18 protein-coding genes, 2 tRNA genes, 2 rRNA genes and 1 pseudogene are annotated in these 17716 nt (G+C 34.9%); 4 read left to right on the top strand and 19 right to left on the bottom strand.

The window, feature by feature from the left end; genetic code table 11:
• Positions 1–287: 287 nt before the first annotated feature.
• The 4 genes and pseudogenes from ACTJJ9_RS24565 to ACTJJ9_RS24550 all read right to left on the bottom strand — a co-directional run.
• Entirely contained in the window at positions 288–1706 is a 1419-nt protein-coding gene (locus ACTJJ9_RS24565; protein ID WP_440768974.1) for a reverse transcriptase domain-containing protein, read from the bottom strand.
• Positions 1707–1720: 14 nt separating this feature from the next.
• Positions 1721–2392 carry an SLATT domain-containing protein gene (locus tag ACTJJ9_RS24560; RefSeq protein ID WP_440768973.1) on the bottom strand — a complete coding sequence of 224 codons (672 nt, stop codon included), beginning with the start codon at positions 2390–2392 and terminating at the stop codon, positions 1721–1723.
• A gap of 544 nt (positions 2393–2936) precedes the next feature.
• The gene (locus ACTJJ9_RS24555; RefSeq protein ID WP_440768972.1) at positions 2937–3443 is read right to left on the bottom strand and encodes a hypothetical protein; all 507 of its coding nucleotides are present in this window, start codon (positions 3441–3443) and stop codon (positions 2937–2939) included.
• Between the two features lie 215 nt (positions 3444–3658).
• Positions 3659–4243 (bottom strand): annotated as a pseudogene (locus ACTJJ9_RS24550) (type I restriction-modification enzyme R subunit C-terminal domain-containing protein); the annotation flags it as partial.
• A gap of 35 nt (positions 4244–4278) precedes the next feature.
• Here ACTJJ9_RS24550 and ACTJJ9_RS24545 point away from each other — a divergent pair.
• The gene (locus ACTJJ9_RS24545; RefSeq protein WP_440768971.1) at positions 4279–4947 is read left to right on the top strand and encodes a site-specific integrase; all 669 of its coding nucleotides are present in this window, start codon (positions 4279–4281) and stop codon (positions 4945–4947) included.
• Positions 4948–5018: 71 nt separating this feature from the next.
• Here the strand turns inward: ACTJJ9_RS24545 and groL are convergent, their stop codons facing one another.
• Positions 5019–6650 (bottom strand): chaperonin GroEL, encoded by a 1632-nt coding sequence (gene groL, locus ACTJJ9_RS24540; RefSeq protein ID WP_095302235.1) that lies wholly within the window; start codon positions 6648–6650, stop codon positions 5019–5021.
• Between the two features lie 58 nt (positions 6651–6708).
• Positions 6709–6993: a co-chaperone GroES gene (gene groES, locus ACTJJ9_RS24535; RefSeq protein ID WP_095302236.1), complete on the bottom strand. Its 285-nt coding sequence runs from the start codon at positions 6991–6993 to the stop codon at positions 6709–6711.
• Between the two features lie 326 nt (positions 6994–7319).
• Between groES and ACTJJ9_RS24530 the strand changes: the two genes are divergently transcribed.
• Both ACTJJ9_RS24530 and ACTJJ9_RS24525 read left to right on the top strand, forming a co-directional pair.
• On the top strand, positions 7320–8054 hold the full coding sequence (locus ACTJJ9_RS24530; protein ID WP_440768970.1) for a lysostaphin resistance A-like protein: 735 nt from the start codon (positions 7320–7322) through the stop codon (positions 8052–8054).
• Positions 8051–8260, top strand: a complete 210-nt coding sequence (locus ACTJJ9_RS24525) for a YdiK family protein (protein WP_095302238.1) — start codon at positions 8051–8053, stop codon at positions 8258–8260. The genes ACTJJ9_RS24530 and ACTJJ9_RS24525 overlap by 4 nt, the downstream gene beginning before the upstream one ends.
• A 44-nt stretch (positions 8261–8304) precedes the next feature.
• On the opposite strand, the gene tatC is transcribed toward ACTJJ9_RS24525, so the two are convergent.
• The 4 genes from tatC to moaC all read right to left on the bottom strand — a co-directional run bounded on the left by tatC (position 8305) and on the right by moaC (position 10600).
• Complete coding sequence (gene tatC / locus ACTJJ9_RS24520; protein ID WP_095302239.1) at positions 8305–9054, bottom strand: twin-arginine translocase subunit TatC; 750 nt, start codon at positions 9052–9054, stop codon at positions 8305–8307.
• An 18-nt stretch (positions 9055–9072) separates the two neighbouring features.
• Entirely contained in the window at positions 9073–9264 is a 192-nt protein-coding gene (locus ACTJJ9_RS24515; protein WP_440768969.1) for a twin-arginine translocase TatA/TatE family subunit, read from the bottom strand.
• 36 nt (positions 9265–9300) lie between these two features.
• Positions 9301–9948 carry a redox-sensing transcriptional repressor Rex gene (locus tag ACTJJ9_RS24510; RefSeq protein WP_095302241.1) on the bottom strand — a complete coding sequence of 216 codons (648 nt, stop codon included), beginning with the start codon at positions 9946–9948 and terminating at the stop codon, positions 9301–9303.
• 166 nt (positions 9949–10114) lie between these two features.
• A complete protein-coding gene (gene moaC / locus ACTJJ9_RS24505; protein WP_145583033.1) occupies positions 10115–10600 on the bottom strand; it encodes a cyclic pyranopterin monophosphate synthase MoaC in 486 nt (161 codons plus the stop codon).
• A 236-nt stretch (positions 10601–10836) separates the two neighbouring features.
• Between moaC and ACTJJ9_RS24500 the strand changes: the two genes are divergently transcribed.
• A complete protein-coding gene (locus tag ACTJJ9_RS24500) occupies positions 10837–12771 on the top strand; it encodes an ABC-F family ATP-binding cassette domain-containing protein (RefSeq protein WP_145583035.1) in 1935 nt (644 codons plus the stop codon).
• Between the two features lie 397 nt (positions 12772–13168).
• Here ACTJJ9_RS24500 and tsaD read toward each other — a convergent pair whose 3' ends face one another.
• The 9 genes from tsaD to ACTJJ9_RS24455 all read right to left on the bottom strand — a co-directional run.
• Positions 13169–14191, bottom strand: a complete 1023-nt coding sequence (tsaD, locus tag ACTJJ9_RS24495; protein ID WP_095302244.1) for a tRNA (adenosine(37)-N6)-threonylcarbamoyltransferase complex transferase subunit TsaD — start codon at positions 14189–14191, stop codon at positions 13169–13171.
• Positions 14188–14640 carry a ribosomal protein S18-alanine N-acetyltransferase gene (rimI, locus tag ACTJJ9_RS24490; protein WP_255451951.1) on the bottom strand — a complete coding sequence of 151 codons (453 nt, stop codon included), beginning with the start codon at positions 14638–14640 and terminating at the stop codon, positions 14188–14190. The genes tsaD and rimI overlap by 4 nt, the downstream gene beginning before the upstream one ends.
• A gap of 13 nt (positions 14641–14653) precedes the next feature.
• The gene (tsaB, locus tag ACTJJ9_RS24485; protein ID WP_440768968.1) at positions 14654–15343 is read right to left on the bottom strand and encodes a tRNA (adenosine(37)-N6)-threonylcarbamoyltransferase complex dimerization subunit type 1 TsaB; all 690 of its coding nucleotides are present in this window, start codon (positions 15341–15343) and stop codon (positions 14654–14656) included.
• On the bottom strand, positions 15324–15797 hold the full coding sequence (gene tsaE / locus ACTJJ9_RS24480; protein ID WP_440768967.1) for a tRNA (adenosine(37)-N6)-threonylcarbamoyltransferase complex ATPase subunit type 1 TsaE: 474 nt from the start codon (positions 15795–15797) through the stop codon (positions 15324–15326). The genes tsaB and tsaE overlap by 20 nt, the downstream gene beginning before the upstream one ends.
• 14 nt (positions 15798–15811) lie before the next feature.
• Positions 15812–16795, bottom strand: a complete 984-nt coding sequence (gene thiL / locus ACTJJ9_RS24475) for a thiamine-phosphate kinase (protein WP_440768966.1) — start codon at positions 16793–16795, stop codon at positions 15812–15814.
• Between the two features lie 240 nt (positions 16796–17035).
• Positions 17036–17112 (bottom strand) — tRNA-Asp (locus tag ACTJJ9_RS24470).
• 17 nt (positions 17113–17129) lie between these two features.
• Positions 17130–17206, bottom strand: a tRNA-Met gene (locus ACTJJ9_RS24465).
• Between the two features lie 19 nt (positions 17207–17225).
• A 5S ribosomal RNA gene (gene rrf, locus ACTJJ9_RS24460) occupies positions 17226–17341 on the bottom strand.
• A gap of 260 nt (positions 17342–17601) precedes the next feature.
• A 23S ribosomal RNA gene (locus tag ACTJJ9_RS24455) occupies positions 17602–17716 on the bottom strand; the annotation flags it as partial.

Genomic DNA, 17716 nt, shown 5'->3' with positions numbered 1-17716 from the left:
CATGCGAACACCACCTAGAGTTTATATATCTATTATAAATGAAAAGAGCGAAGGCTTCCTCATAATATCGAGGAAGCCTTCGCTTTATTAAAGATATAGAGACTTTTTCAGTGGCCTCGCTTTTTCATACTCTCTTTTTGCTTTTATTCTTGAACTAAAGCAAGGGATCTGCATCGAGGAATCCTATTAGACCTTTAGAGATTTTGTAAAAGGATGGCGATGGCAGATAAATATAGATGTAGTAGTGTTTACCTTATACTTTTTAATTAATAAACATAATATCGTACTCAAATAAATTCTTTTATAAATAGGACATAATCCCTGTTAATGTTTTCTATCTTATCAAGGATTTCATTGTTTTTATTTTTGTTCTGAAATAAGTATGCCACTGCTACTAATGTATCACGAAAAGTGAAACTAGTGTTTCTGAATAAATAATATAAAATCCGCTTTATTTTTGACCCATTTATTATATTTTTATTTTCCAGATGTCTACAAATTAGAATATATAAAACTGTAAATTGGGAAGGATTAAATTGAATATACTCCCAATTTTCTACTAATCTTACTAAGTTTTTATCACTTAGTACTTTCCACTTTCCTGAATAGATAATGTTGTTTAATATTTTCCTATTATCCTCTCCTTCGATTGAAATATACTCATCCATTAGTTCCTTATACTTTTTCAAGTCTATTCCATTTATTTTTTCTAGAGTACACAGTTCATTAACTAGTTGATTTAAATATCCTTTATTTATTATTTCTTTGGTTCTTTCATCTATAACTTTTTCACTTGTAAATGATACCCTTTCTTCATCATAGTCAAGCGGAATTACTTCTACTGTATATTTATATTCATCTGGACTTAGAAATTTAGTTTTTGATGAATTTAAAACTAACTCTTCTTTCCATAGTAAATGGCTGATCTCGTTTAATAAGTTATTATTTCTTTTAGAGTCCATTAAACCATCCAGATAAATAAAATACATATCGTCGACAAATCTAATTAAAACTAAATTTTCTCTTGCTACTACATTTTCTATCTTTGAATCAAATTCTTGCAAATAAAATTGAGATAATATAGATGAAGCAATGGAATAGTGAAATTGAGGTAAGCAATCAAATCCACAATATTCAAGAAAGTATTCAAGATCATCAATTAACTCGTGCTTGCCTAAAAGCCCCTTTAATTTGAGGATTAAAGATTTTAACTTAATAGAGTTAAAAAAATCCTGTAAATCCAATTTTAGAACGGGATATTCAAAGTATTTTTCTCTCTCTTTTTGAAAAGATTGATAGCTCTTATTAAATTTGGAGTTCTGCTTAATATCCCAAACAGTGGAACCTGTATCTAGGAAACCAGAATAAAATATATTCATTCGTTTTTTAGAGAAATTAAGCTTATTTTCTGTATTTAAAAACAACTTTGCAATTCTAAAAACAATATATGTGTAGTATGCATAATACAAGGGACTGATTAAATACATATTTCTAGGAGTAAAGTAGTCGTTTTTATATATGAAATCTCTGGCTCTAAAATGAGGATTTCTTCTACAGAACTCCTTAACATCTCTTTCAAGCTCAGTTTTAATAAATGAAAAACCATGTTTATCAAAAAATTTAACATTTGCAATTGTTTGGGGATTATATTTCTTTGACTTCGACATCGATAGTACATATTCATAGGTAAGGTTTAATAGTTCCATCCGTAAATTATCGCTCACTTTACAAAATAAATAATTATAGTGACTATAGGAAAAAGGAGAATTGCCATATTAACATGTAGTAAAATATTATCTACAGTGATATCCTTAATTTTCTTTTTTCCTCCATTTTTATTTTCTTCTTCTGAATTTTCATCATCTGAATCTTCTTTTAATAGAAAGGAAATATTTTTTGCATCGTCAATAGAATCATGATTTTCATTATTTTTTAATATTGACTGATATTCAAACATAATAGTATCAAACCTAGTAATTAAGCACTTTTCATTAATGTCATTTTCCTGTCTATTATTTTCCAATAATAAATTTTTTAATTTCAGAATTAAATCTTCTATATCAAGTTGATGATAATGTGTTTTTAATGCCCTCTCATTATAATTCAATTCATTAACATAGTACTGTAATAAAATAACATAAATTGAGAAAATTCCTGAAATTAAGCTAAAATCACTTTCTCCAAAACCGGGTTCAACTTCTTTGCCTCCAAGAGACAATAGTACAAATATTACAGCTTCAATGTTTAAAAAGAAAAAAACTAATTTCCATTTATCACTATACTTCTTTAAACGTTTACTCATCTCAATTCTATTATTTCTTGTTCTATCTAAGGTATTTATTTTCTTATTAATCTCAGATACAATGGTAATATTTTTATATTCTTTTGTCATAACCGTACTCCTACCTAACTTTAATTCTATTTTTATTAATAAGTAACTCTAATATACAATGCATTTTAACGCCATTATAGGACAGAATTAACCTAAAATTCAGTTAAGTTTCTACTCAACTATAACTTTGCATAATTTCTTTCCCGTTGACTACCTACTCTGGAATAAACCCCAAATAAAAGAAATTATAAAGGAGCAGCCTTGTCGGATAATCTATACCATTTAAATCCGTCAATAATTTAATCATTTTTTGTTAAATATTGTTTTTGATGAAAATCAATATAATAAGTTGTGTTAGAAAAGATAGTATTTATATTTTATTTACCAAAAGTTACGTCCATACCCATTCTCTAAACCACCTTCTAGATTTTATAGGAATATTATACCATTAAAAACACACGCATAAAAATACATGGCGATTCCGTTTAATTTTAGTGAAGTCGGGCAATCATGATATTGTTAGTGCAATCTGTATGTCAAGAACAGAAGGAGATAAAAATACTCCTTCTGTTTTTTATTTTGAATACATTGCCGTAATTACCAATCAGATAAAATGCTTTACCTTTGCAAAAAGTTCTGTTCTCTCATTTTGTGAAAAGTTTCGAACCAAATTTACTATTGCTTCAACCGTTAACCATCTACTTTCTTGAACAAAAAACGCTTTTAGATTTTCTTTAAAGGGATTCGTAATCTGCCCATTATCAATCCCCGCTTCCATGAATAGTCCTATTACTTCATCAATTCTATCTTCATCAATTTTCTCTCTTCGCAGCATTATTTCATTTTCAATATTTAACCAATAAGAAGTCAGGAATTCCTCCCACTTATCATCCTCAAGGTAGAAAAAGTCTAGGTAAGATGTTTTCTCTAGGTCAATAAAATTTTTAGTATATACTTCTCTACGACCATAACTGTTATTTTCTTGTGAATAAAGGCTTTGTAAATTTGAAATTAATTGATTAAATCTCACATCGGTTTGGTGTTCCCATATCTGCTGGAGCAGGGTTAATATTCTCTTAATTCTATTGGGATCTCCCATAATGTGCTTCATCCTTCCGGAATGATTTTTAATTTAGAGTGTTGCTATATGTATTAATTTTAACTTTTCTAAGATAAAAATAGACACCCCTAATAAACATATCAAAGGTGTCTTAACAAAAAAGGCAATTATAGATTGAGTTTTTTGTTGTTGTTGTATGCTTTATAAAAATTGTCCCATTCGTACTATGCGATACTTTCCACATCTTTAACTTAGGCTGTTACTAATCAAGAAATCCCCTCAGCATTTCGATTAATCATATCAATAATATCCAATATCCCTTTTGCTTTTGGCAGTTGGTCTTTAAACACGACTGTTATCCCACCTAATGTTGTAAATGGATCTTGTTGTAATGCTTGGCGCTCAAGAGTTCCGTTTTTCACTACATAATCAATAATTAACTCGACAAATTGAGTTTGTTGTAGATTTAATTTTTCTTCTGATAAGAATGTAGAGAATGCTTCAACAGCCGCTTTTCGGTCTAGCCCAACAATTTTCCGAACAAGTTTTGTTATTGGTGTATCACCAAAATCTTTTTCATACTGTTCTTTAGAGCCTAGTTCATTCCATAGAATTTTCTCTAAGTACTCAATATCTTGTTTAGTTAATGGCTTATTATTACGAAGTTTATAGATTGCTAATGTTTCTTCATGTTGATGTTCTTTTAAATAATGTTCGACCTTTTTACGATAGCTTTGAAGATCATTCACATTTAAAATCGACTCGTTTTCTCTTACTTTCATTACTTCATCTTTAAAATCAGTGTAATAAATTTTCTGTTGAGTACGCTCAATAAAGCGAATTAAATCACGCTTATCTCAAAAAAGATAAGAAGACCATCGAACAGTTGGAGGAAGAGGAACTTCCAAAGTATCTAGAAAAAGAAGAGCTTGCCTTGTTTTTAAAAACATCTAAGGAGCATGGGCTGGAACACGATTATTTGGCATTTCTGATTCTTTCTTATTCAGGTATTCGAGCCGGGGAAATAATCGCACTAAAGTGGAAGGATATTGATTTTATGAATCACACCATCAGTATAACGAAAACGTGTTACAATCCGAGCTACAATGCGCTTAAATATCAATTGGGTACTCCAAAGACGAGAAAATCTCGAAGGAAAATCATTGTGGATGAGGATGTCATCGATGCGCTGAAGGAACATAAAAAGGTTCAAGACGAAGTAATCGAGCGATTAGGTGATGCTTACTATAACCAAGATTTTATCTTTGCCAAAATGCAACGGCAGTACGGCTATCCCATCGTAATCAAGAACGTCCGAGACCGAATGAAGAGGCTGCTTAGAATAGCCGGTCTAAATGAAGATTTAACACCGCATAGTCTAAGGCACACCCATACATCGCTTCTTGCCGAAGCTCGTGTATCACTGGAACAAATCATGGATCGTCTCGGTCATAGTGATGACCAAATCACGAAAAATGTCTATCTTCACGTAACCCAAGAAATGAAAAAAGAAGCCTCTCAAAAGTTCGCTGAACTCATGAGAAGCCTCCGTTAATTTCCTCAATGTTAGCAAACCACTCTCACCTTACCAACAAACCCAGTCATATCAAGGGTTGAGGGGGCAGATTACATCATGCCGCCCATTCCGCCCATTCCGCCCATGTCAGGCATTCCGCCGCCAGCGTTTTCTTCTGGCTTGTCAGCGATAACAGCTTCAGTTGTTAAGAACATAGCTGCTACAGATGCTGCGTTTTGAAGTGCAGAACGAGTAACTTTAGTTGGGTCAACGATACCTGAATCAAACATGTTTACCCACTCGCCGTTAGCAGCGTTGAAGCCGATGCCAACTTCTTCTTTCTTCAAGCGGTCAACGATAACAGAGCCTTCAAGACCTGCGTTGTGTGCGATTTGACGTACTGGCTCTTCAAGTGCACGTAGGATGATGTTAACACCTGTTTGAGTGTCGCCTTCTTCTTGGATTTCAGCAACTTTGTTATATACGTTCACAAGTGCTGTACCACCACCAGAAACGATACCTTCTTCTACTGCAGCACGAGTAGAGTTAAGAGCGTCTTCGATGCGTAGTTTACGTTCTTTTAATTCTGTTTCAGTTGCAGCACCAACTTTGATTACTGCTACTCCGCCAGCTAATTTCGCTAAGCGCTCTTGTAATTTTTCTCTGTCAAATTCAGAAGTTGTTTCTTCGATTTGAGCACGGATTTGACCAACACGGCTAGAGATTTGGCTTGCATCTCCTGCACCTTCAACGATTGTTGTGTTTTCTTTTGTAACAACAATTTTAGAAGCGCGACCTAATTGTTCAATTGAAGCTGATTTAAGGTCTAGACCTAAATCTTCAGTGATTACTTCACCACCAGTTAGGATTGCGATGTCTTCTAGCATTGCTTTACGACGATCACCAAATCCTGGAGCCTTAACAGCTACTGCATTGAATGTTCCGCGTAGTTTGTTTACTACAAGTGTAGCTAATGCTTCACCTTCAACATCTTCAGCAATTAATAATAGTGGCTTACCTTGTTGAACAACTTGCTCTAATACAGGTAAGATTTCTTGGATATTTGTGATTTTCTTATCAGTGATTAATACATATGGATTTTCAAGAACTGCTTCCATTTTGTCAGAATCAGTTACCATGTATGGTGATGCATAACCACGGTCAAATTGCATACCTTCTACAACTTCTAATTCAGTTGAGAAGCCTTTAGATTCTTCGATTGTGATAACACCGTCGTTACCAACACGTTCCATAGCTTCTGCAATTAATTTACCTACTTCTTCGTCAGCTGCAGAGATTGCTGCTACTTGAGCAATTGACTCTTTACCTTCAATAGGTTTAGAAATTGCTTTAAGCTCTTCGATTGCAACAGCAACTGCTTTTTCAATCCCTTTACGAACGACCATTGGGTTAGCACCAGCAGTTACGTTCTTTAATCCTTCACGGATCATTGCTTGAGCTAAAACTGTTGCAGTTGTAGTACCGTCACCAGCAACATCATTTGTTTTGCTTGCTACTTCAGCAACTAGCTTAGCACCCATGTTTTCAAATGCATCTTCTAATTCGATTTCTTTTGCAATTGTTACACCATCATTTGTAATTAATGGAGAACCGAATTTCTTTTCTAATACAACATTACGTCCTTTTGGTCCTAATGTTACTTTTACAGCATCTGCTAACGCGTCTACCCCACGTAACATCGAACGACGAGCTTCTTCGCTAAATTTAATATCTTTTGCCATTTTAACTAGACCTCCTCAAATTTTTTAAAATGTATTCTATGATATGTTTGCTGCTTTCTTAACCGATAACAGCTAAAATGTCGCTTTCACGTAAAATTAAGTATTCAGTACCTTCATATTTCACTTCAGTACCAGCATATTTTGAGAAGATAATACGATCGCCTTCCGCTACTTCAAGAGCTACTTTTTCTCCGTTATCTAACACACGGCCTGTACCAACAGCAACTACTTTTCCTTCTTGTGGCTTTTCTTTTGCACTATCTGGAAGAACGATACCACTAGCAGTTTTTTCTTCTGATTCAACTAACTCGATAATAACGCGATCACCTAATGGCTTTAACAAGTGAAACAACCTCCTCAAATTTCTTGAAATTATGATAATTTTTCCTTTTTATTAGCACTCAGCATTCGTGAGTGCTAACACAATTTATATATTATATAAGATTTCTTTTAATTTCAAGTCTGAAGTGAAAAAAATTTTGAGAAACTTTTCTACTAGATTATGTCTTATTATAGGGAAATTTAAACATTGTTTGTCTATTTTTCAAATGTTCTCATACATATGATTAAAGTAAGGTATGATACAATAAGCAAGGATAACTAAGGCAAGAACATCGCTACTATTAAGAGCTCTTTTTTCCGAGGGTTAGTAAATCAAAGGAGGCTTTTATGAAAAAAAATTATTGGTTTATTATATTAACATATATCGTCATGCAATTCTCTGGAATTGTAGGAATCAAATTGTTTGCCTTATTACATATTGGAAACACAAACGCAGAGTTGGTGGCATATTGGACCATTTTCAGCTTTACAGTAGCCTTAATTATTACTCTCCTTTTATTAAGAAACGATCGGGAGGATGCGAGACTACTTCGGGGTGAACCCGCTTCAGTCGGGAGCTCAATTGGTTGGGCTATTGGTGGGGTATTTATAGCACTATTTGCCCAAATGATTGCTGCCAATCTAGAAATGTATCTCTTTGGAGTAGAACCTGGCTCGGAAAATACTCAAACAATTGTGAAGTTAATCAAAGCATCATCACTATTAATTATCGTAACCTCTGTTATTGGGCCAATTCTAGAGGAAATTATTTTTAGGAAGATTATTTTCGGTGTTATTTATCACCGTTCTAACTTCGTGATTGCGGCATTAATTAGCTCTTTTCTCTTCTCCATCTTACACGGAGAACCTGAACACTTTCTAATTTATGCTTCAATGGGCTTCACCTTTGCCTTTCTTTATGTCAAAACAAAAAGAATCATTGTGCCAATTTTTGCTCATGTTGCCATGAATACGTTAGTCATTATTATGCAATTTGTCTTAGCCGATCAAATTGAAAACCTCGAGAAAACATTAGAACAAATGGAACAAATGCAAGTGATTATTGGAGGCTTTTTATTGTGAGAACAAATCCTATCTCAATGGGAATCTTTTATTTAGTAATGGGATTGTTATTTATCTATTTAGCAATTTCAACTGCAAATGCTAGCAAAGGAATTTTCAGCTTTCCTACTATTCTTTTAATGCTTATGGCTACCTTTGACATCGGTGTAGCAATTAGAATATTTCTCTTCACTAGAAAAGTGAAAAAGAATAATAAGCAAAAATGAGGATATCCGAAGATTGGGGACTGACCCCAATCTTTGGATGATCCTCATTTTTTTGCATTTTCCTCTTCAAATTTTACCTTTTGTGCCTTTCGATAAGAAATTCGGGAAACCCATATACTTATTTCATACAAAATAAACAAAGGAATTGATACCATTAAATGAGAGGTCAGCTCTGGAGGTGTTATCAATGCCGCTATAACTAGTAAGACAAAATACGCGTATCTTCTAATCTTTGATAGAAACATAGGGGTAACAATTCCTAGTCTTGTAAGAAACATGACAACAACTGGTAATTGGAATAGTACACCAAATGGAATGACTAGCTGTAATAAGAAAGTAAAGTATTCATTAATCCCGATGACTTGGTTTATTCCTAAATCATTTGAGATTCTTTCCATAAATTCAACGACAAACGGAAATAAAATAAAATAAGAAAAGGCCACTCCTAATAAAAATAACCCTACTGAAATTGGAATATAGCTTAAGGTGACCCGTCTCTCCTTTTCATAGAGACCAGGACTTACAAAAGACCATAATTGATATAGTATGATCGGTGACGTAAGAACAAAAGCAATGATAAACGCAAATTTCATATAGACCATTAACGGGTCTGTTAAATTAAAGGAGTTTAATGTTAAATTTCTTGCTTCATCAGTATGCTGCAAATAGATAATAATCGGTCTTGAAAGCAAAAAGCCAGCTATTACCGCTATGAAAAAGAAAACGACAACAATAATCAGTCGTTTTCTTAGCTCCGCAATATGTTCAAAGACCGACATTTCATTTTGTTTCATATCGGTTTCATTCCTATCTTACTTGACTTCTTCCTTGTTTTTTCCCTTTTGATCCTCATTGTCATCATCTGCTAACCCTTTTGTTGCATTCTTAAATTCTCTTAACGTATTTCCCGCTGCTTTACCTAGCTCTGGTAATTTTTTCGGTCCGAAAATTAATAACGCGACGATAACAATTAACACTAGACTCCCAGGTCCTATGTTTGGCATAATGCCACACCTCCTTATGTTTATAGAAAGCTTTTTTTAAGATTTTTCATCAATCGGATAATGCTTTAAAAAGTAAACAAGTGATTGTAGCTCAACGGCAAGATCGATATGGTGAATTCGTATTTGATCAGGAACATTTAATCTTGCTGGTGTAAAATTAAGTATTCCTTTAATCCCTTTTACAATGAGACGATCGGTTATCGCCTGTGCTGCTGGAGCTGGGACAGTTAAAATAGCGACCGTTACATCATCAGGTAAAATCTCTTCAAGATCGTCTAAATTATATACCGGTACTCCACCTATCTCCTTCCCGATTTTCTCCTTATCAATATCAAATGCTAAAGAGATGACCGTATTATTATTTTTCGTAAAATTATAATGCAAAAACGCAGTTCCTAAATTCCCAACTCCAATTAAGCAAACATTTGTTGTTTCATCCTGGTCTAATGTTTTTCGAAAGAATGACAACAAATAGTTCACATTGTATCCATAGCCTTTTTTACCTAGTGCTCCGAAATAGGAAAAGTCTCTACGAATTGTTGCAGAATCTACCTTTACTGCATCACTTAATTCTGCTGATGATACTCGCTGTTTACCAGACGAGTGTAGATTTTTCAGAAACCTATAATATAAAGGAAGCCGCTTCGCTGTCGCTTGTGGTATTTTTGATTGTTCTATATTCACTCTTATCCCTCACATTCATTCAAAAGCGTGACTTCGATTTTATTACCCATATCTTTTTTCTTCATCCTAACTCCAATGAGGGCAGGAGTTTATTCATTTCTTCTTTTATCATTTATGTAATAATAATCGTGAAGTCTTTACTTGCTGCTATTGATTGGATTCTCTTCTACAAGTTTCTGTAGAAGTTCCCGCTTTTTCCACCAGTTTTTTCTACTAAAAAAGTTGGTCCGATAATCATGCCTTTATCAACAGCTTTACACATATCATAAACGGTTAAGGCTGTTATGCTTGCAGCAGTTAACGCTTCCATTTCAACCCCTGTACTCCCTTTTGTTTTGACAGTTGTTGTAATAAGAAGGATATATTCATTATCCTTGATATCCCACTGAAATTCAATATCTACACCTTTTATCGGAATGGGATGACACATCGGGATAACCTGTGACGTTTGCTTTGCTGCCATAATTCCAGCTACTTGCGCAACGGAAAGTACATCACCTTTCCCCATTTCATAATTGTTTATCTTGTCATAAACATCCTTTGTAACCTGAATGCTCGTCTTCGCCTTCGCTGTTCTTGCTGTGTCATTTTTTTCGGTTATATCAACCATTTTCGCTCTACCTTGTTGGTTAAAATGCGTAAATTCTGACATATCTATTTCCCCTTATACGTAGACTATACACTATTTTTTATCATCTGTCTGTTTAGTATTTGTGAAAAATTTACTGAGATCATCACTCAAGTACAAGTCTTCTTCTTTCTATTTCATTTCTAATGATAGTAAATTTTTTTATTTAAAAGAGTGGTGGGAAAAATCCCCTTTAGTCTCAATGTTGCCCAATACATGTGATTTAAGCTACACTTAAATTATTAGTAGAGGTGAATGTTATGATTTTATTACAAATAAATCAGCTTAGTAAATCTTTTGGTGCTGACCCTATTTTAACCAATATTAAGCTAGAAGTACAAACTAAGGATAAAATAGCGATCGTTGGCCGTAATGGTGCGGGAAAATCAACGCTATTAAAAATTATCGCTGGCAGTATGTCCTATGACAGTGGAGAAATTATTAAACCTAAGGGTGTTTCAATTGGTTATTTAGCTCAAGATACCGGTCTTGAATCACAATTATCTATTTGGGATGAGATGCTTACAGTCTATAAAGAGCTTCAAATAATGGAACATGAGATGAGACAGCTTGAACAAAAAATGTCGGTTATCGACCCTAGCAACAATTCTCGTGAATTTGAACAACTATTAAAAGAATATGATAGCCTTCAAATTACCTTTAAAGATAAAGGTGGCTATCAATATGAAGCAGACATTCGTTCCGTCCTGCATGGTTTAGGGTTTAGTCATTTTGATTCCGCTACAAAAATTTCCTCATTAAGTGGGGGACAAAAGACTCGTCTAGCTTTAGGTAAGCTGCTGTTAACGAATCCTGACTTATTAATTTTGGATGAACCAACAAACCATTTAGATATTGAAACATTAACATGGCTTGAACACTATTTACAAAACTACTCTGGTGCCATTTTAATTGTCTCACATGACCGTTATTTTTTAGATAAAATTGTAACACAAGTATATGAGATTAGTCGCCATACGAGTACAAAATATCTCGGAAACTATAGTAGCTATTTAAAATATAAGCAAGAGAATTATGAAAAAGAATTAAAGGCATATGAAAGACAGCAAGAGGAAGTTGCTAAGCTGCAGGACTTTATTCAACGGAATTTAGCCCGGGCATCAACTACTAAGCTTGCTCAAAGTAGAAGGAAAAAATTGAATAAAATGAGTTTAATGGACAAGCCGCTCGGTGACGAAAAATCGGCCAACTTTCAATTTGATATTGAAAGACAAAGTGGAAATGATGTACTGAAGGCTACTGACATTTCTGTCGCATATAGCCCAGGCAATCCAATCTTATCAAATATTTCCTTCTCTATTTCTCGTGGAGATAGCATTGCCTTAGTAGGACCAAATGGAATCGGTAAATCTACTCTGCTTAAATCGATCGTCCAAAAGCTTGATTCATTTACAGGTAGCTTTGCACTTGGCTCACATGTACAAATAGGCTACTATGATCAGCAACAAGCAGATTTAAATTCAAATAAGCGAGTTCTTGACGAGCTATGGGATGAATATCCTACGAAAACAGAAAAAGAGATCCGAACCGTTCTTGGTAATTTCTTATTCTCTGGTGACGATGTACTTAAACCTGTTCACTCCTTAAGCGGCGGAGAAAAGGCTCGGCTTGCTTTATCAAAATTAATGCTGCAAAATGCAAATTTCCTCATCCTAGATGAACCAACGAACCATTTGGACTTAGATAGTAAAGAAATTCTAGAAAATGCGTTAATCGATTATCCAGGTACGATATTATTTGTTTCACATGACCGTTATTTTATAAATAGAATTGCGACGAAAGTATTTGAGCTATCTAGAGACAAAGTAACCGAGTACTTAGGTGATTATGATTACTACCTAATGAAAAAAGAGGAACAGCTAGAAATTGAACAATTAAATAAGCAAGAGAAGGAATCAGAGAAGAAGGATGTTGAAGCAACACAATCAACAGGTAAGCTTTCCTATCAACAGGAGAAAGAGTTAAAAAAACTTGAAAGACAAAAACAAAGAAGAATTGAAGAAATAGAAGAACAAATCAGCCAGTTAGAAGACCAAATAGAAAAAAATGAGAAGCTTCTATGTGATCCTGAAATCTATCAAAACCATGAGGAAGTTCAAAAATTAAACAATGAAAATGAACAATTACAATCAAAGCTTGAAGCTCTCATGAATGAATGGGAAGAATTACATTAAAAACGAAATTGAATCAATTTGGTTATCTCTCTGTGGGGACAGTCCCCGCTTAGGGATAACCTTTTTTATTTCCAGCATTTATAAATTTTTACAAGTATATTTATCAGATCACTATTCCTTTATCCACAATCATTTCCCCTTTAATTTCAACATATCAACAGACTTATGCACATTATCCACATTTTTTGTTGATTTTATCCAAGTTATACACAAGGCATTTTATGCATATTTGACAGGATTTTTAATGACTTTACACAATTCTACAAAAATCGTGCATAACCCTGTGGATAACTTGTATTTTCTATATCTAAAGCCACTTATTCGCTTCATTCAGTACTTTTATCCTGCTGAAAAGGAAATGTAAAGATAAAAAAAGCCTCCGAAAATCGGAAGCTCGTTAATATGGGAGTAACTCTAAACCAGGATTTGCGTTTAATGCTAAATTACTTCTTACACCTTTTTCATAGAGGATACTTCCCGCCGCTGCAATCATAGCTGCATTATCAGTACATAGAGATAAAGGAGGAATCACTAATTCAAAACCATCCCTTTTTCCAAACTCATTTTCTAGTGCTGTTCGTAATCCTTTATTCGCAGCAACACCACCTGCTACTAACAGCTGTTTAACTTGATACTTATCCACAGCCTGAGCTGTTTTTGTGACCAAAACGTCTATGACACTTGCTTGAAAGCTTGCAGCAATATCCTTCGCCTCTAATTCAATACCCTTTTGTTTTGCATTATGGAGAGTATTGATAACAGCAGATTTAAGGCCACTAAAGCTAAAATCAAATGATCCTTCACTAAGCCACGCCCTTGGCAAATCTATAGATGCTTGTCCTTCATGTGCAAGACGATCAATATGAGGACCACCTGGATAGGGAAGACCTAATGTTCTAGCTACCTTATCATATGCCTCACCAGCCGCATCATCTAATGTTTCCCCAATAACTTCAAAGCTTGCATGCTCCTTCATATACACTAATTCCGTATGTCCACCCGAAACAACAAGCGCGAGTAATGGAAAGTGCATCTCAGTTATGAGGCGATTTGCGTAAATATGACCTGCAATATGATGAACACCTATTAGTGGCAGCCCTTGTGAAAAGGCTAATGCTTTAGCTGCGTTGATTCCCGTTAATAATGCTCCAACAAGTCCAGGTCCTTCTGTCACTGCAATCGCCGATAAATCTTTAAAATCTAAGTTAGCCTGTTTCATTGCCTCATCAAAAACAACCGTTAGCTGTTCAACATGATGTCTTGATGCAATTTCAGGTACAACACCGCCGAATCTTTTATGGCTTTCTATTTGCGACGCTACAACATTAGATACGATTTCACGGCCATTTTTTATAATCGCTGCAGCCGTTTCATCACAGCTAGTTTCAATTCCTAATATATATTGGTCTGCTTGACTCATCCTAAATTCACCCACATTACTTTAGCATCTTCATAATTATCTGTATAATAATTTTTTCTTATTCCACCTGTTTCAAAACCAAGCTTTCTATATAGTGATTGTGCGATATGATTTGAGACTCTTACTTCTAGAGAAAGTCGCTTCGCACTCATTTCCTTGCATAGCTGCATAGAAAAACGTAATAGTGCTTCTCCTATTTTCCTTCCTCTGAAATCAGGATGTACCGCAATATTTGTAATCTGTGCATCATCCATAATCACCCACAATCCACAATACCCAATGACGCTTCCTTCGTACTCTACAACTAAATATTTTGCAAAAAGATTTTGTTCAAGTTCGTAATATAATGATTCCTTTGACCAAGGTGCGGTAAAAGACATTTTTTCAATTTCATAAACTTCCTCAATGTCTTCCTTTTTCATCGCCCTAATCGTAAATCTCTCATCCAAATTGTTCACCATCTTATTTTTGTTGTTCTAGCCATTTTGCTTCAGCTTCAGCTAATCGAATATAATTGGGAACAAGTGAATGAACGTCTGTTGCTATTTTTTTCATACCAATCATACCTAATTCACTAGGTCTTGGATTATGTAGCGTCATTGAACCTATCACAGCTTTTTCTGCTAATATCTCTTTAATAAGCTCGTTATGAATAGAGACATCATTTCCTAAAAAAAGTACTTGTTCACCTGTTTCTTTAAGCTTCTCTAGCCATTCTGTTAATAATAGATTGCAATCTTCCTCTATTGTTACTAGGTTATCTTCAGAATAACGATATAATCCAGTATAGACCTGCCCTCTTCTCGCATCAAATAGAGGAGAAATGACTCCGTTAAAAAATTTCCCATTAGCTGCTAGGGCCTCTAAACTAGATACACCTACTATTGGAATGTTTAGTGACCATGCCATCGTCTTTGCAATCGACACGCCTATCCGGACTCCGGTGTATGATCCAGGTCCTGTAGCAACTACGATTTTATCAAGATCCTTCGGAGTGAGATCACATTCCTTTAATAATTGTTCAATCGCAGGCATTGCTCGAACAGAATGATTCTTTTTTAAATTGGTTATATATTCACCTATGACTTTATTTGCTTCTAAAATAGCTATTCCCAACACATTATTCGTTGTATCAATCGCTAAAGCTCTCATTTTTTAACTCCTTACATATCTCATCATAAAACTTTCCATGCGGAGTCATCATTAACTCCCGATTTGTTTCATCAATATATTTAATCGAAATATCGATTCTTTCTAAAGGTAATTGGCTTTCGATCAAATTTGCCCATTCTACAACCGTTACACCGTCACCTTGAAAATATTCGTCAAAACCTAAATCCTCTGCCTCATCTTCTAAACGGTAAACATCCATATGATATAAAGGTAATCTCCCACCTTTATACTCTTTAATAATCGTAAAGGTTGGACTATTTACATTTCGCTTGATCCCTAAACCTAGTGCTAATCCCTTTGTAAATGTTGTTTTCCCCGCTCCTAAATCACCCTCAAGTGTTAGTACCGAACCACTTGTTAGCTTTTCAGCTATACTTTTAGCTAAATTCCTTGTCTCTTCAGCATTATTTGTACGAAATATGTATGATTCCAATTTTCTCACCTGACTTATTTTTTAAAATGATTAAAACCTGATTTATGAAGAGGTTCTCCATCTTTATCTTTTTTCTTAAGAAAAACTCCAGTATATTTCTTGCTGACATAGCCAATTTTAGTTATCTTAATCGATTGCTCATTACAAAGTCTTTTTAACTGTTCCCAGGATTCAGGTGATGTTGTCCCAACTAACTCAAAATCCTCTCCACCATAAAACATCCATTTCGTTATATCACAAGTCTGTTTTATTTGAGCTAGCTCCTGACTAATTGGTAAATCCTCCTCATTAATCATAATTCCTACCTGACTTGATTCAGCAATTTCATGAAGCTCACTAGCTAATCCATCACTTATATCATTTAAAGAGGCCCTTTTTATACTAGAAATAATTCGACCAGCTTTCACTTGTGGAGTAGGTCGTTTATGCCGCTCGATGAGATATTCTTTTATTGAAGCATCATCTATCACATATTTCCCCAATAAAATATCTAAGCCAGCTGAAGAATCACCAACTGTTCCAGTAACAAAAACAATATCCCCATCCTTAGCTTCACTTCTTAACGTACGTACATTCTGCTCCACTTCTCCAATCACTGTTACCGTTACAACTAAATCTTTTGAGGTTGATACCGTATCACCACCGATAAGACTCATGTTATAATGTGAAGCAATTTTGTTCATTCCTTGAAAGATATCGATTAATTCCGATTCCTTCCAAGTATTTGGAATCGAAATTGCTACTAAATAATAAAGGGGAACACCCCCCATTGCAGCTATGTCACTAATATTTACGGCTAACGCTTTGTACCCTATTTCATACGGAGTAGATAGATGTTTTAAAAAATGAACTCCTTCAACCATTGTATCTACACAGACAACTTGATCCTTTTCTGAATCAGGTCTATAAATAGCAGCATCATCACCAATGCCCATTTTAATATTAGGATGGTTTCTTTTCTTTGGTGTTATTTTATTAATAAAATCAAATTCATCCATTTCATTCTCCCATGTTCAAGAAGATTTCTTAAAGTATGAAAAAACCTTAGGATTTACTCCTAAGGATTACTTTTGTCTCTTATTAGTTTATCTCATAATAGAAGTTTATCCAAGTTTTATCCATTCAATCATGTTCGCCTCAGATTCAATCGTTTATATCCAGCATCTATGAAAGATAACACTGTATAAAAATAGACATAAAAAAAACGAAACATAATGTGTTTCGTAAATCATCTATAATGGCGGTCCGGACGGGACTCGAACCCGCGACCTCCTGCGTGACAGGCAGGCATTCTAACCAACTGAACTACCGGACCATTTCATTAACTTAAATTGGTTGCGGGGACAGGATTTGAACCTGCGACCTTCGGGTTATGAGCCCGACGAGCTACCAGACTGCTCCACCCCGCGACGATAATATAAAGTTTTTACCTGGCAACGTCCTACTCTCACAGGGGGAGTCCCCCAACTACCATCGGCGCTGAAGAGCTTAACTTCCGTGTTCGGCATGGGAACGGGTGTGACCTCTTCGCCATCGTCACCAGATAATTAATTTACGGCTTCCGATGAACTTCACATTTCTGCGTCATCTCATTCGTCAGCATCCTCACGTACCGATGTACGCTCCGGTGCCTCCTCAATCGATTCCTTGAACTGTTCGTTCCTCGAAACCCTTTTACTTCATATAAAGTTATAAGGAATAATATATTCCTTCAAAACTAGATAACGATATTATATTCATTCACTTAGTTTAACGCTCTTTATATCTAGCTCCAGAAGCCATCGGCTTCTTCTGCCTTTAAATTTAGGTTAAGTCCTCGAACGATTAGTATCTGTCAGCTCCACGTGTCACCACGCTTCCACCTCAGACCTATCAACCTGATCATCTTTCAGGGTTCTTACTCACTAATGTGATGGGAA

It is taken from the genome of Metabacillus sp. 22489 (assembly GCF_052044855.1).
GTDB classification, from domain to species: Bacteria; Bacillota; Bacilli; order Bacillales; family Bacillaceae; genus Metabacillus; species Metabacillus niabensis.
This window is presented reverse-complemented; position numbering and strand designations above follow the sequence as displayed.

Bases quoted from the DNA above. Each gene is read 5' to 3' on its own strand.
- groL (WP_095302235.1), bottom strand. From the start codon at position 6,650: ATGGCAAAAGATATTAAATTTAGCGAAGAAGCTCGTCGTTCGATGTTA.
- ACTJJ9_RS24555 (WP_440768972.1), bottom strand. From the start codon at position 3,443: ATGAAGCACATTATGGGAGATCCCAATAGAATTAAGAGAATATTAACC.
- ACTJJ9_RS24500 (WP_145583035.1), top strand. From the start codon at position 10,837: ATGATTTTATTACAAATAAATCAGCTTAGTAAATCTTTTGGTGCTGAC.
- tsaB (WP_440768968.1), bottom strand. From the start codon at position 15,343: ATGAGAGCTTTAGCGATTGATACAACGAATAATGTGTTGGGAATAGCT.
- thiL (WP_440768966.1), bottom strand. From the start codon at position 16,795: ATGGATGAATTTGATTTTATTAATAAAATAACACCAAAGAAAAGAAAC.
- ACTJJ9_RS24515 (WP_440768969.1), bottom strand. From the start codon at position 9,264: ATGCCAAACATAGGACCTGGGAGTCTAGTGTTAATTGTTATCGTCGCG.
- tatC (WP_095302239.1), bottom strand. From the start codon at position 9,054: ATGAAACAAAATGAAATGTCGGTCTTTGAACATATTGCGGAGCTAAGA.
- ACTJJ9_RS24565 (WP_440768974.1), bottom strand. From the start codon at position 1,706: ATGGAACTATTAAACCTTACCTATGAATATGTACTATCGATGTCGAAG.
- tsaD (WP_095302244.1), bottom strand. From the start codon at position 14,191: ATGAGTCAAGCAGACCAATATATATTAGGAATTGAAACTAGCTGTGAT.
- ACTJJ9_RS24530 (WP_440768970.1), top strand. From the start codon at position 7,320: ATGAAAAAAAATTATTGGTTTATTATATTAACATATATCGTCATGCAA.
- ACTJJ9_RS24560 (WP_440768973.1), bottom strand. From the start codon at position 2,392: ATGACAAAAGAATATAAAAATATTACCATTGTATCTGAGATTAATAAG.
- moaC (WP_145583033.1), bottom strand. From the start codon at position 10,600: ATGTCAGAATTTACGCATTTTAACCAACAAGGTAGAGCGAAAATGGTT.